Raw genomic sequence first — 13,453 nt, forward strand, 5'->3', positions numbered from 1 at the left:
CCGCATCGGTCCATTCCTCGCTCCGTCACTTACAAGGTTTCACGTTGTAGGTCAGCATGACCACGCGCAGTTCAAGCGCTTGATAGGGATCGACCAGGTCCAGATCCGACTCGAACGGTTCCGTACCCTGAGTCCGAACAGTTGGCCACTTCAGGACATCTTGGGTCGGCCAATGAAGTATGCAGCCTGCTGCGCCAATTCTGCTTGGACTATCGAATGGATCCGCAAGCGCGAGCCGACGGTCGGCCGGCTCGTCGCCAAGCGCCCCGCTTCGTCGGAACGCCGGAGCAAATCGCGGACGAACGCCTGCGCTGGCGAGAGGCGGGGATCGACGGCATCAGCCTGATCAACTGGACGATCCCCGGCTGCTACAAGGAGTTCACGGAGTACCTACTGCCCGTCCTGCGGCAGCGCCCATTCGCGAAAGCTGCCGACCTTGGCCGAATTTTTGGGATAATTCGCGCAAGCGGCCAGGCCGCGTCTTGACGTGGCTGCGATGCGCGCTCCTCTATGCTGAGAGCGCCGAGGCTGCGCGTAGCCAATTGCAACCGACATCCCCGAGGAATGCCACACCATGACCACCGCCGCTGAAATCGCCGACGAGATCGCCAAGGCGTACAATCTGCCAAAGGCGCAAGCCAAGGCCATCGTGGACGGTGTCTTCAAGTCTATCGCCGATGCAGCGGCGAGCGACGCTGAAACCAATGTGCCGGGCTTCGGCAAGTTCAAGGTGAAGCATACCCCGGAGCGCGAAGGCCGCAATCCCTCAACTGGCGCGGCGATCAAGATCGCGGCGTCGAGGAAACTGACGTTCGCCCCGGCCAAGGCTCTCAAGGATGCGCTGAACGGCTAAAGGCAGGGGCACAGGCCGGGCCCCTTGTCCGACGGTTCTCGATGCGGACCAGCCGTGCCTTGAGGAAGGCGAGCGTGCGGATTGGACCGGCCAACTCGTTGTTGCAGGTCTTCCGGAAGGTGCTGATGGTCGCCACAGTGTCTTCCTTGATCTCTGTTTTCGCGCTCGCACCATCAGCGCTAAAGCCGCGCTTAGCGCAGGCTCGATGATGAAGGATTGGTGCCAGTCTGGATGCCTGGACGGGACCCACCGTCTTACCGATATCAGCCGCGCGCCAAGCGCTGTTTGGCTGGTCCGCGTGCGGCCGTTCCGGTCAGGCGGACGAACGCCGTGATGCTAACGGCAATGGCCCCGACGACCCCGAAAATCGTCTGCCAGGCGGGTGAAGGTATCGCTATCTGGGCGATTCCATGGGTGGCGCTGTAGCCGGCGATGGTAGCGGGGGCGACATAGAGGATGATGATCAGGAACCGAAGCCAAGTCCATGTCACAAAGACGAGCGCGAGTTGGCCGATGCCGAAGGTTGAGCCGCCCGCCACGAGGCCCAGCGCGATGCCGCCGAGCACGCCGGCCCCCGTGTGGAAGGCCCACATGCCGATCATCACGCCGGCGAAGAAGGGCAGTGCGAAGACAGCAAGCGTGAAGAGTAGCCAGCCGAAGAAGCCGATAACTAGGATAACGAGCAGTGGTCCGAGGGTGATCATGGCGGTGGGCTCCGTGAGATAATGGTCTGACGGTCGCGCCTTCCACCACCACCACGGCGCGAGCAACACTATAGCGACAAACGCCAGCGACCGGAATCGATACAAATCCGTTGCGCGCGACAGACGGAACGCCCATATTGACGGTCAGGAGCCGATCGCCCGGGCTGCAAGCGACCCAAAAGGCGGCATCTCGATTCCCTAATCGAACACCCGAACGGCATCCATTTTGCTGGCGCGTGGTGGTCATGAAGCGCTTGTGACTGCCACTAAGACGCCGGAGTAAAATGGATTTGCCATGTCTACCATCCAAAAGCACTGCGCAGACTTTCTGCGTGTGACGTTCAACAATCTGACCGGCGGTAAGCTCGGATCAGGTCACGCCCATGAGATCGTGGCTGCGTATTTTGGCTATGGTACCGCGGCGGCTCTAAGGGCCGAGCCGAAGTACCAGCTTGCGGCTTTGGACAAAGCCGCGATCCTAATGCCTGATCTGCGCTTGATGGATCAGCGCGTGCAACAGCTCAACGGTCTTCCCGCGGGCCTACCCGTTGTTGACGAACTGGCGTCGCAGCTCTCCAACTTTCTTAGCGCAAACGGCTACTTTTCTGGTGAGGTTTGGTACACCCGAGACCTCGACGAGTACATCAACGTGTCCTTCATTCAAGAAGATCCCATGATGATCGAGGACGCCCTCTTGGGTGAGATGGCGATGACGAACGCTTTTTTTGACGAGCTTTACATCAAAGAAGTAAGTCTGGACGTTGGAGACGATGTCCTTGTGGCAAATGTCTCAGGTGCGCTCAATGGGGAGAGCGATCCGGATAAGCCGTTTCACGGAGATTCGATCGCTTTCACAACGATCATGTCATTTGAGCGTGTCGCCGGTCGGGTCGGGTATATGCGGCCCGAGCTGGAGACATCGGGCGCCATTGATGATTCACATTACTATGATGAGGACGCCTGAGGGCCGTTAGAGATTCATGGTGCGATTGGGCTCTCAGCTCGCCCGTCGTTCTGCAGGTACGACGGCGCCTATGCGCCGCCGAACCTCCAGACCGGGATGCCGAGCTTCTTCGCCTTGTCAGCGAGGTTGTCCTGGATTCCCGTACCCGGGAAGTGCATTACGCCGATCGGTAGCGCCTCCAGCATCGCATCGTTGCGTTTGAACGGCGCGGCCTTGGCATGCTTCGTCCAGTCGGGCTTGAAGGCGATCTGCGGAACCTTGCGATTGTCGGCCCACTTGGCGGCGATCAACTCGGCGCCCTTGGGGGATCCGCCGTGCAGCAACACCATGTCCGCATGCTTGGCGTGCACCTGGTCCAGCTTGGCCCAGATCAACCGATGATCGTTGAAGTCGAGACCACCGGTCAGCGCGACTTTCGGTCCGGGCGGAATGAGCACCTGATTGTCGGCGCGCTTCTTCGCGACCAGGAAGTCGCGGCTGTCGATCATCGCGGAGGTCAGATTGCGGTGGTTGACCCTCGACCCGTTGCGCGGCCGCCAGACGGAATGGGTGTGGCGTTCGAACTCGTCGGCGGCCTGGTCGCGCATCAGCTCGAAGGCGTTGCGTCGCTCGATCAGTGTTTGACCTTCCGCCGTCAGGCGCTCCAATTCGACGGATTTCACCTCGCTGCCGTCCTGTTCGCGCTGGGAGCGCTGCTGGGCCAGTTCATTGCCGTCGAGCTCTCGTTCGATCCTGTCGCTGGCGCGGTGGAAGATGTTCACCGTCGACCAGAGCAGGTCTTCGAGGTCCGGCTCAAGGCGGGTATCGGACAGCGCCACCACCAGGGCATCGAAGATGTCGGCGATGCTGCCGGCGAGGACTCCCGCTTCAGGGAGCCGCCGGGGATCGGGCTCATCGTGGAAGGGACGGTAGCCAAAGAGCTGGAGTTCCTGGAGCACTTGGTCGGTTGGGGATGAGCTTTGGTGCGGCTCAAAATCGTCGTTGTGGTCGGTGGTCATTGCGGCTTTCCCTCGTCGGATCGACCGCGCCCATCGCGGCCTTCATGGCGACGAAAGCGGCGGGCGGAACGGACTTGCACCCGCAGCGCAGCGGAGGGCCGGAGCGTTAGCGGAGGACCGAAGGGGGCCGACTATTTTGCCTCGCGATGTAAAGGCGGCTCTGCCGCCGACGGAAAATAGTCGGTCCACGAGGTTGCCGGTCCGGGCCGCTTGCCGCCCGATCGCCCTCTCAGAAGGCCGTGGGGCGGTCCTCTCCGACGCCGAGGGGAAGCAGGACCACCGGCCTCGCGATAACGAAGCGGCCGCGTCGCACCTCATCCCCGTTCCGGCTATGCCGCCAGCTCAATAAAGCGCGCGACGTCCTGCGCCGCGATCTGCACGCGACTCGTGGCCCGAAGAGCGTCAAATCCGAGCAGACGAAGATCCTCGTTGAAGTCGCCAAGCCGTGGCGAGATCACGATCGCCTCGATCCCGGCCTCCTGCGCCCGATCGATCAAGGTCGCCACGGCACTGTCACCGGCAGGATCGTCATCGCGGGCGATGTAGAGCCGGCGGAGCGTGTCCGGGAGAAGGACGGCTGAGAGATGCGCCGCCGAGAGGGCCGCGACCATCGGCATAGTCGGCAAGACACAGCGGAGCGACAGCATTGTCTCGATGCCCTCGCCGGCCGCCATGACCTCACCCGCTAGGCCAAATCGAACGGCGTGACCAAGCAGGTCGCCCATCGCCCGTTTCGGCGTATCGATCAGCGCCTTGCCGAGCGTCGTCTCGCTGAAGCCTCCGGGGTCAAGCCAGGTGCGATGCGCGCCGGTCAGGTGGCCGCGGAGATCGGTGACGGCGGCGATCATCGCCGGCCAGGTCTCGGTCGCGCTGTGGTCGTCGGGCCGGTAGTAGCAACGTGGGTGAAAGCGCAGACTTCCGGTTTCGTGCAAAGCCGTAATGCCGCGATTGCGGAGATACGCTTCTACGAGTGTGCCTGCGATCGAGTGCGACACGCCGAAGAGCCGCCGCGCCGCCTCCGGCGATCCGAGGGGGGCGGGCGACGTTCTCGACCGTAGGCGATTTGGCTCCGGCTCCAGTTCTGGACGCGGCAGGCTCAGAAAGCGTCGTGCCTCATTGGTGACGTCGCGAAAGTTCGTGAAACCGCAGCTCTCGCGGATCACGTCGAGGAGATCGCCATGCTCGGCCGTGGCAGCATCTCGCCAATGCCCGGCGGCGCCGGGTCCGGATTCCGGTCCGGTGAGCCGGACGAACATCGACCGACCTGGCGTATTGCGGACGTCGCCCACCATCCAATAGCGGCCCTGGCGCCGCCCGTTGCACAGGTAATGGCGGCACACCGCCTCGGCGTCACGCGCGAGACGGCGGGCCAGTTCGGAGGCGTTGTCGCGGGCCATCAGGCGACCTCCCGCTCGCCGATGCGCGCGACCGGATAGTGGTCGAGCACCTTTGCCAACACCGCAGCGCCGGTCGCATCTGATGGCACGAACATGCGCAGCTTCCACGAGATGATCTCGCTGAAGAGACCGTAGGCGCGCAGCCGGTCACGCATCGTATCGGTGAAGCCGGACAGCTCGATGCGATGGGTGCCCATCACGCGGACACGACGGAGCTGCAGGTTCTCGGCGAGGTCGAGCACGGCGCGCCCCTCCATCAGCGCCGCGAAAGCTTCGTGTGGGGTCAAGCTGCAGGTAGCAGTCGCGCAAGTGTTCGCCGCCCAGGCTGGCGAGACCCTGCGACCGATGATGCGCTCGCCGGCATCGGTCTGGAGCCGATAGACCCGCGTCGACTCGTTCGGCAACCGCTTCCAGATGGGCAGCAGCAGACCTGCGACGATGTGGAGCGTGCTGTCGGCGAACTCGGGAACGTCGACGACTTCGCCGTTCCATGCCGCGGCGAATGTCTCGCGATCCGTAGGCTGCCAGTGGCTCTCGTCCATCATCTTCATCGAAGCATGATGGTGCTCCATGGGGCGGATCAGCCGCACGCGGCATTCGATCTCGCCGTCATCGAGCATAAGGCTCGGTGCCGGAATCTGCACGGCGGCGCGCCCCGAGCGCTCATTGACCAGTAGCACCGCCCGAGCATCGGCGAGATAGTCGAGCGCGTGATCCAGCGTCATGGGGCGATTGCGCCGGCGTTCGGTGATCGTGAGCAGCCGGGTTTCCGCGCCGGTCACGGGGTGCGTGTAGATCGGGCGCCGATCGGTGACGATGAAGCTCTCAGCCTGCAGTGTCTCAAGGCCGATATCGTAGACGCCGCTGGCGATAGCGCCCTCGATCTTCGCGTTCAGCAACTGCTCGAAGGCCGTGAACAGCAGACCTTGCAGGTCGATGGTGAGCGCGAGCAGGCGATTCAGGAACGTCGTGATCGGCGGCAGTTCGTCCTTGATGCCGTTCGCGTCCATGAGCTTCAGGCCCGTAGCGTCCTCGAAGGTCTGGAGTGAGCAGCCTTCGACCTTGCCGCGCACGAGCAGCAGATAGAGCTGGCGCAGCGCGTCGCGGGCATAGTGGCTCTCAAGATTGTCCTCGGGCCGGAACAGGCCCTGGCCGCCGGTCTGGCGCTGGCCGCGCGTGATAGCGCCCAGCGTGTCGAGCCGGCGCGCAATGGTCGAGAGGAAGCGCTTCTCCGCCTTGACGTCGGTCGCGATCGGCCGGAAGAGCGGCGGCTGCGCCTGGTTGGTGCGGTTCGTTCGACCGAGACCCTGGATCGCGGCATCGGCCTTCCAGCCCGGCTCGAGCAAATAATGGACGCGAAGCCGGCGATTCCGCGCCGAGAGTTCGGCGTGGTAGCTGCGGCCCGTGCCACCAGCCTCCGAGAAAACAAGCACGCGCTTCAGGTCGTCCATGAAGGCGGCGGTTTCTGCAAGATTAGCGGAGGCGGCACGGTTCTCGACGGCAAGGCGGTCACCCCTGCGCACCACGCGTCGCGAACGTCCGGTCACTTCCGCCACGAGGTCAGTGCCGAACCGCTGCACGATCTGGTCGAGCGCGCCGGGAACGGGCGGAAGCGAAGCGAGCCGCTCGATCAGCTCATTGCGGCGGGCAACCGCCTCGCGGCTCTCGACCGGCTGGCCGTTGCGAAAGACGGGCCGCGACGAGAGATTGCCCTCGGCGTCGGTGAAGGGCTCATAGAGCTGCACCGGGAAGGAATGGGCGAGGTAATCCAGCACGTATTCGCGCGGCGTGATGTCCACGCGCACGTCGTTCCATTCCGCAGGTGGAATCTCGGCGAGCCGGCGCTCCATCAGCGCCTCGCCGGTCGACACGATCTGGATGACGGCGGCATGGCCCTCGGCCAGATCCCGCTCGATGGAGCGGACCAGGGTCGGCGTCTTCATGCTGGTGAGCAGATGACCGAAGAATCGCTGCTTGGCCGATTCGAAGGCCGAGCGCGCGGCCGACTTCGCCTGGCGATTGAGCGTGCCGGTCTCGCCGGTAATGTTGGCGGCCTGCATCGCCGCGTCGAGGTGATTGTGGATGACGCTGAACGCACCGGCGTAGGCGTCGTAGCTGCGTCGCTGCTCGTCGGTGAGCTGGTGCTCGACCAGCTCGTATTCGACACCGTCATAGGAGAGCGAGCGTGCAGTATAGAGACCGAGCGAACGAAGATCGCGAGAGAGCACCTCCATCGCCGCGACCCCGCCCTCCTCGATCGCCTCGACGAACTCGGCGCGCGTGGCGAACGGAAAATCCTCGCCGCCCCACAGGCCGAGCCGCTGGGCGTAGGCGAGATTGTGGACGGTGGTGGCGCCGGTCGCCGAGACATAGACGACGCGGGCATTGGGCAGCGCATGCTGAAGGCGCAGGCCCGCACGCCCCTGCTGCGAGGGCGCGACATCGCCCCGCTCGCCCTTGCCGCCACCGGCATTCTGCATGGCATGGCTCTCGTCGAAAATGATGACGCCGTCGAAGTCGGAGCCCAACCATTGAACAATCTGCCGGACGCGCGAAAGCTTCTCGCCGCGGTCGTCGGACCGCAGCGTAGCGTAGGTTAAAAATAGGACGCCTTCGGCCAACCGGATCTCACGCCCTTGAGGGAAGCGCGAGAGCGGCGTGACCAGCAGACGCTCCATGCCGAGCGCCGACCAGTCGCGCTGTGCGTCCTCGAGCAGCTTGTCGGACTTCGAGATCCAGACCGCCTTGCGCCGGCCCTGCAGCCAGTTGTCGAGAATGATGCCGGCGGACTGGCGACCCTTGCCGGCGCCGGTCCCGTCACCGAGCATGAAGCCGCGACGAAAGCGGACGGCGTTCGGTACGTCGTCGCGGGCGGCCGTGACGAGGTCGAAGGTCTCGTCAACCGTCCAGGCGCCGGCGAGATAGTTGCCATGCGCCTCGCCGGCATAGATGACCGTCTCAAGCTGGGCGTCTGAGAGGACGCCGCCACTGACGAGGCTGGCTGGCAGCCTGGGCCTGTAGCTCGGCTTCGGCGGCGCGACCGAGGCCATCGCGGCCGACTGCACCAGTTTGGTTGGGTGCGCCTGCGCGCCGTGGATCCGGATCGATTGCAGCCGGTATTCTTCGTAGATGGCGTCGCTGAGGCGCGCGCCCTCGGGCGGCGTCCAATCGGTCGTCTCATAGACGAGTTCAACCGCTTCGGGGTCGGCGACCGCCGCCTTGGCCGACTGCGCGGTCCGCCCCAGATAGCCGCATACGGTACGAGGCGCCGGCGATGCCGACAAGGGACGTCCACCCGTTGATGCGACGCTCAGGCGAGGTGGAACGTGTTCGCCGATCCAGCGGAGCAGCGTCGCGACGTCGGGCGCCATTCCCGGCGACTTGGGGAACGCATGTGAGTCGGCGGCCGGCACCTTATCGATGACGGTGATGCGCGTCTCGATCGTGGTGCCGTGCTTGGCATAGACCGAACCGGCGATCGCCGCGGTGAACACCACGCGGCCGCGTTCCTGCAATAGGGTGAAGGCGTCGCGCCAGGCCGAGGCTTCAGGTGAGACGTTTGCGCCTGATATCGTGACCAGCCGGCCGCCATCGGCGAGACGCGCCAGGGCGGAGGCGATGTGACGGTACGCGGTGTCGGCCATGCGGCCCGAAACGTTCGCCATCGCCGAGAACGGCGGGTTCATCAGCACGACACTCGGGACCACCGTGGGATCGAGGTGGTCGTCGATTTGGGCCGCATCGAAGCGTGTGACGGAGATGGCCGGAAAGAGGGAAGAGAGCAACGTGGCCCGGCTCTTGGCCAGTTCGTTCAGCATGAGCCCGCTGCCGGTAATCTCGGCGAGGATGGCGAGCAGCCCGGTGCCTGCGGACGGCTCGAGCACTCGATCCGCCGCAGTAATGGCGGCCGCGGTCAGAGCAGCCAGGCCGAGCGGGATCGGCGTCGAGAATTGCTGGAAAGCCTCGCTTTCGGCAGAGCGGCGCGTGTGGGTCGGCAGAAGTCCCGCGATCTTGTCCAAAGCGGAAAGTCGTGAAGCCGCAGAATCAGCTTTGCGGAAGAGCGCCTTTCCGTATTTGCGCAGAAGCAGGACGGTGGCGACCTCACAAGCGTCATAGGCCATCTTCCAGTTCCAGGCGCCCGTCGCATCGGATGCGCCGGACGCCGCTTCCATTGCGGCGCGGAGTATCGCGGCGTCGATGCGTCGGCCACGCTCGAGATGCGGAAGGAGATGACTCGCGGCAGCGATGATGACACTGGCGCCCTCGGGAGCGCGAACAGGCGAGATCGGAGCGGCCGGGTCGGCCGCGATCGGGGAAAAGTTATTCATGGAGCAAGCCTTAAGGAGAGCGGGAACGGGCGAGCCGATCGGCGCTCTCTCTGACCGCACCGGCTCAAACCCGTCCCGGCCGTCCTCTCCCTCTCAGCATCAAGGCGGTGCCCGACATGAGAAACGGCGCCCCACCGGATGGCGGCGCGCCGTGTACGGAGCGTTCATCAGTATCCGAGCTGCCAAGATGGCGAGGCTTGGCCATCATCAGCGACGGCGACCGCTTCCGCGCGGTAGTTCTCGTCGCCTTCGACGAAGGTGACGATGTATTTCGTCACGACGTAGCTCCCTCGGTCGGATCATTTTCGCCCGCGAGAATGGCCTCGGCCTTCGCGATGGCGGCGTCCGCCCGCCGGCGCCAAAGCTCGACATCGACTGAGCCTTCATCCGGAGCGTGGATGAGTATCTTGAGCAGACCGAGCAGCAACTCGAAATGGCCGGCCTTGCGCTGGACCTGCTCGCCGAAACGTGAGGGAAACGGCAGGCGCCGGCCGCTATAGGCAGCCTCGCGGCCTTCCCAGGCACCGGTAACATAGGTATCGCCAGACGTTTCGACGTCCGACTTGTTGTCGTCCCAGCCCTCGTCGGCGATCGCAAGATCGCAGGCTTCGTCGAGCGTTTCGGCTTCGTAGGTTCGCTGCCGATAGATCGGCAAATGATAGGTCGTCTCGATGGTGAAGAGGGGCACGAGAGCCTCCAGAATGCAAAAGCCCGGCTTGCGCCAGGCTTTGGGTTGAATGGCAGTGAAAAGACGCGGGACGGCCTAAGGCCGCCCCGCGTGCTCGAGCTATTCGGCCGCGATCATGCGCGGCTCGTCCGCTTCATCGGCCGGAGTTTCTTCCTCGTCGGCGCCGGCGAGGAATTCCGGCAGCGCCTCGCCATCGCCCTCGGGCTCCGCGGCGTCGACAGTCGCCGCCTGGTCGGCGCCGGTCATTCGCAGGGGCTCGGGCAGCCAGCCGGTCTCGGCCAGGAGGCGCTCGGCCTCTTTGGCCATGTCGCCCTTCTTCAGATGGTCGATGAGCTGGGCGGCCCGCTCGCCGGCGCCCTCCCGCACCGCCTCCAGGATGCGGAGCTTCGGCACGCGGCCGAGATAGTTTTCGACGGTCGGGCGCCAACCGGACTCCACCATGTCGAGGTCGACGGCCCGGGCGATGCGATCGGCCTCAGCGATCCGCTGCTCGATGGTGTGCGGGGTGGCGCCGCCGCCGTAGCGATCGCCCTTCTCGTAAAGCGCGTTGACGCCAAACGAGGCGCAGTGCGCGAAAAGCGCCGCCTGCTCGTCGCCCGTGAGACCGCTGAGCCAGTCCCAGAGATCGGCTTTGTCCTTGGGCAGGCGTTCCTCCCACGTCTTGTGGCGCGCGTCGATCGCCTTGGCCGCCGGCGCGTCCTTCAGCCCTTGCGCCTGCACCGGGAAGCTGGCGTTTCGCACCGAGACCTCCATCGCCGTCCCGTAGGAGGAATAGCGGGAGAAGACGTCGAGGCAGAATTTGTGCAGCACCGCCTGGAAGGCGACCGAAGGCGTGATCGCCAGCCTGTCGCGCAGCGCCAAAGTCCGCTCCGCCGTGAGCTCGGTTAGCAGGCGATCGGGTAGCGGCTTCACCGCATCATCATCCTCATCCTCTGCCTCCGCGACCTGCCCGCCTATGGTGATGACGCTGCGCTGGATTCCCGGCGCTGATGGTTCGGCGCCGTCGAGGGTCGCGGCAGCGGGTTCGCCATCGCTGCCCTGCTCTGGCTCGGCCACGGGCAGCTCGTCCTCAGGCCGGACGTAACCGCGATCAACCAAGAGCGTGCCTTCGGCGTCGATGCCGACGAACACACCCGCGCGGGCGATGTCGGCAGGCTGATAGCTGATGGGTCGATCGTCAAAGACGGCGAGAGCCGTCTCGATTTCGCCGAGTCGCTGGTCAACCTCGTCGGGAAGCTCATCCGCGCCGTCATGCTCGGCTTCGAGCCTGGCAAATTCGGCCTTGAACGCCTCGATGGCCGCCTGCTCTTCGGCGGTGAGACCGGCGGGTATGCCGTCCAGTTCGCGCAGGCCACGCGTGTGGCCGTAGGGGAAGTCGATCGCGACCTCGATCCACTTCCAACCTTCGGCTGCGATCGTTTCCGCCTCCGCCTTCAACTTCTCGGCGAGCAGACGGTCGAGCAGAGCGACGTCCTCGAGCCACCCGCCGTCGTCGGACTGGAACAAGTCGCGCAGCACCACACCGCCGGCCGCCTCGTAGGCGTCGAGGCCGACAAACACGGCTCGCCGGTCGGAGGCGCGCACGGTCTTCTCCGTCAGCATCCGGCGAATCTGATAAGGCTCCTTCTGCCAGGAGCCGGAGATAGCCTGCCAGACCTGTTCCTGGCGGCTGTGATCCGCGGTGACGGTGAAGGCCATCAACTGCTCGAGCGACATGCCGTCGTCGGCATAGACGTCGAGCAGCGCGGGCGAAACTGAGGCAAGGCGCAAGCGCTGCTTCACCAGGTTGACCGAGGTGAAGAAGGCAGCGGCGATGTCCTCTTCGGTGCGGCCCTTCTCGCGCAGAGCCTGGAAGGCACGGAACTGGTCGAGCGGGTGCAGCGGAGCTCGCTGGACGTTCTCGGCGAGCGAATCTTCCTCGGCGATGCCGCTGTCGCGAACGACGCAGGGCACCGGCGCGGTCTTGGCCAGGCGCTTCTGCTTCACGAGCAGCTCCAGCGCACGGTAGCGCCGGCCGCCGGCCGGGATCTCGAACATGCCGGTCTCGGCGCCTTCGGCGCCGAGGACCGGCCGGACGTTGAGGCTCTGGAGCAAGGTACGCCGGGCGATGTCCTCAGCCAGCTCCTCGATGGAGACGCCGGCCTTCACACGCCGGACGTTTGACTGGCTGAGCACCAGCTTGTTGAAGGGAATGTCGCGCGAGGACGACAGGGTGATTTTCTGAACGGCAGTAGCCATAGGTAATACTCCGCGACGGGCGACCCAAAGTCTCTCTCTGGACCTCCAACCCGTCACGAAGCGCGGCGCCGCCCTCTTCCTCTCAAGGGCAGCGCCACAAACTGACGATCAGGAAAGACGGAAAGGCACGAAGTAGGAAGCACGCCTTTCCGCATCTCCGGCTTTCCGGGTGTCAGGTCGCGCGGTCGGGCAGCTTCTTCGCGCGGGCCTCCAGCTGGAGAACGTGATCGTCCAGCATCTTCAGGTCCGCGCCCTGCTACAACGTGCTAGCGACAAGAGGAAAATGAGACTGGTACGCATCCGTCTCGTCGGGGACTGCGGATGAAGTCTGACGCTCCTCAGCAGATACGGGCTGCTGCGCGTGCATCCAGTCGGCGGCCTGCTGCGCCTTGCTGGCGGCAGTAAAGATGGCCCGAGGATCGTCCTTCAACACTTTGATCCACGACGCAATATACGCTGCGTGATCGGGACGCGGATAATGGGCTACGCCCAAATCGGCAAGGACAAGCCCGCTGAGAATCTCCACGCAACATTCCTCGGCGGCATAGGCGGCCGAGCCGAACCGACCCGAGAGATCGCGGTCAAGCCGGTGCTTTGCCCCTGAGGCATGGCCGTCCTCATGCAGCCAGACAGCATAGAATGACGCGGCATCGCGGAAGGACGCGAAGTCCGGCATGAATACCGTGTCCGATGACGGGAGGTAGTAAGCCTCGGATCCGCCGAATACAGTCTTGATCCCGAGGTTGGCGATGAAAGCTTCCGCATGCGCGAGGCGCTCGTTCTCTGGAAGGACGTTCGTCGGAGGGCGCTCGTATCCGTCCACCTGAGCGACGTTGAACACCGAGAATGCTCGGGCAAACATCCGCCGATCGCCGCCATCGTGATCGTCGTCAGCCGGCTCGGACGGAGCGACCTGCTTCCACAGCACAACAGTGGTAGCGCGTTCGCCCTTGCGCACCTGCGCGCCAGCGTCCCGCCATTGCCGATAGGTGCCCCACAGGCCATCGCTGTAATGGCTGGCCGTGGCTGCGACCCAGAGCGCCACCGTGTTTATGCCCCGGTAGCGTCTGCCCGAAGCGACGTTGATTGGGCGAGCAACACTCGTCCCGTTGTGGAACCACGGCGCACGCCACTGGCCTGCACCTTGCTCAATTGCCGCGATGATCTCGGCGGTGATGCGCGTGTAAACATCGGCACGCGCTCCGGACTGCATCCTGAAAGACATCGTGATAGCTCCTTGGGAGCGACCCGAGCGCACGGGATCGCCACCGCTTGCGGCGGCG

The 13,453-nt window shown here is 64.6% G+C and carries 10 protein-coding genes; 3 read left to right on the forward strand and 7 right to left on the reverse strand.

Annotated features, from left to right (window positions below):
- Positions 1-216 precede the first annotated feature (216 nt).
- Both ACOIX3_RS29475 and ACOIX3_RS29480 read left to right on the forward strand, forming a co-directional pair.
- On the forward strand, positions 217-486 hold the full coding sequence (locus tag ACOIX3_RS29475) for a hypothetical protein (RefSeq protein WP_420965474.1): 270 nt from the start codon (positions 217-219) through the stop codon (positions 484-486).
- Between the two features lie 88 nt (positions 487-574).
- Complete coding sequence (locus ACOIX3_RS29480; protein WP_060910361.1) at positions 575-853, forward strand: HU family DNA-binding protein; 279 nt, start codon at positions 575-577, stop codon at positions 851-853.
- A 263-nt stretch (positions 854-1,116) separates the two neighbouring features.
- Here ACOIX3_RS29480 and ACOIX3_RS29485 read toward each other — a convergent pair whose 3' ends face one another.
- Positions 1,117-1,557 (reverse strand): hypothetical protein, encoded by a 441-nt coding sequence (locus tag ACOIX3_RS29485; RefSeq protein WP_420965475.1) that lies wholly within the window; start codon positions 1,555-1,557, stop codon positions 1,117-1,119.
- Between the two features lie 295 nt (positions 1,558-1,852).
- Between ACOIX3_RS29485 and ACOIX3_RS29490 the strand changes: the two genes are divergently transcribed.
- Entirely contained in the window at positions 1,853-2,521 is a 669-nt protein-coding gene (locus ACOIX3_RS29490) for a hypothetical protein (protein WP_028343832.1), read from the forward strand.
- A 68-nt stretch (positions 2,522-2,589) separates the two neighbouring features.
- Here the strand turns inward: ACOIX3_RS29490 and ACOIX3_RS29495 are convergent, their stop codons facing one another.
- The 6 genes from ACOIX3_RS29495 to ACOIX3_RS29520 form a co-directional block, all read right to left on the reverse strand.
- Positions 2,590-3,519 (reverse strand): DUF2493 domain-containing protein, encoded by a 930-nt coding sequence (locus tag ACOIX3_RS29495; RefSeq protein WP_420965476.1) that lies wholly within the window; start codon positions 3,517-3,519, stop codon positions 2,590-2,592.
- Positions 3,520-3,848: 329 nt separating this feature from the next.
- The gene (locus ACOIX3_RS29500) at positions 3,849-4,916 is read right to left on the reverse strand and encodes a DUF7146 domain-containing protein (protein WP_420965477.1); all 1,068 of its coding nucleotides are present in this window, start codon (positions 4,914-4,916) and stop codon (positions 3,849-3,851) included.
- Positions 4,916-9,244: a strawberry notch-like NTP hydrolase domain-containing protein gene (locus ACOIX3_RS29505; RefSeq protein WP_420965478.1), complete on the reverse strand. Its 4,329-nt coding sequence runs from the start codon at positions 9,242-9,244 to the stop codon at positions 4,916-4,918. The genes ACOIX3_RS29500 and ACOIX3_RS29505 overlap by 1 nt, the downstream gene beginning before the upstream one ends.
- A 274-nt stretch (positions 9,245-9,518) precedes the next feature.
- Positions 9,519-9,932, reverse strand: coding sequence for a hypothetical protein (locus ACOIX3_RS29510; protein ID WP_420965479.1), 414 nt, complete (start codon positions 9,930-9,932; stop codon positions 9,519-9,521).
- 99 nt (positions 9,933-10,031) lie between these two features.
- The gene (locus tag ACOIX3_RS29515) at positions 10,032-12,170 is read right to left on the reverse strand and encodes a ParB/RepB/Spo0J family partition protein (RefSeq protein WP_420965480.1); all 2,139 of its coding nucleotides are present in this window, start codon (positions 12,168-12,170) and stop codon (positions 10,032-10,034) included.
- Positions 12,171-12,426: 256 nt separating this feature from the next.
- Positions 12,427-13,395: an ArdC family protein gene (locus ACOIX3_RS29520; RefSeq protein ID WP_420965481.1), complete on the reverse strand. Its 969-nt coding sequence runs from the start codon at positions 13,393-13,395 to the stop codon at positions 12,427-12,429.
- Positions 13,396-13,453: the final 58 nt, after the last annotated feature.

Origin of the sequence: Bradyrhizobium sp. B120 (assembly GCF_049075665.1) — a bacterium.
Taxonomy (GTDB): domain Bacteria; phylum Pseudomonadota; class Alphaproteobacteria; order Rhizobiales; family Xanthobacteraceae; genus Bradyrhizobium.

Coding starts and splice junctions, on each gene's coding strand:
- ACOIX3_RS29475 (WP_420965474.1), top strand. CDS start 217: ATGGATCCGCAAGCGCGAGCCGACGGTCGGCCGGCTCGTCGCCAAGCG.
- ACOIX3_RS29480 (WP_060910361.1), top strand. CDS start 575: ATGACCACCGCCGCTGAAATCGCCGACGAGATCGCCAAGGCGTACAAT.
- ACOIX3_RS29485 (WP_420965475.1), bottom strand. CDS start 1,557: ATGATCACCCTCGGACCACTGCTCGTTATCCTAGTTATCGGCTTCTTC.
- ACOIX3_RS29490 (WP_028343832.1), top strand. CDS start 1,853: ATGTCTACCATCCAAAAGCACTGCGCAGACTTTCTGCGTGTGACGTTC.
- ACOIX3_RS29495 (WP_420965476.1), bottom strand. CDS start 3,519: ATGACCACCGACCACAACGACGATTTTGAGCCGCACCAAAGCTCATCC.
- ACOIX3_RS29500 (WP_420965477.1), bottom strand. CDS start 4,916: ATGGCCCGCGACAACGCCTCCGAACTGGCCCGCCGTCTCGCGCGTGAC.
- ACOIX3_RS29505 (WP_420965478.1), bottom strand. CDS start 9,244: ATGAATAACTTTTCCCCGATCGCGGCCGACCCGGCCGCTCCGATCTCG.
- ACOIX3_RS29515 (WP_420965480.1), bottom strand. CDS start 12,170: ATGGCTACTGCCGTTCAGAAAATCACCCTGTCGTCCTCGCGCGACATT.
- ACOIX3_RS29520 (WP_420965481.1), bottom strand. CDS start 13,395: ATGTCTTTCAGGATGCAGTCCGGAGCGCGTGCCGATGTTTACACGCGC.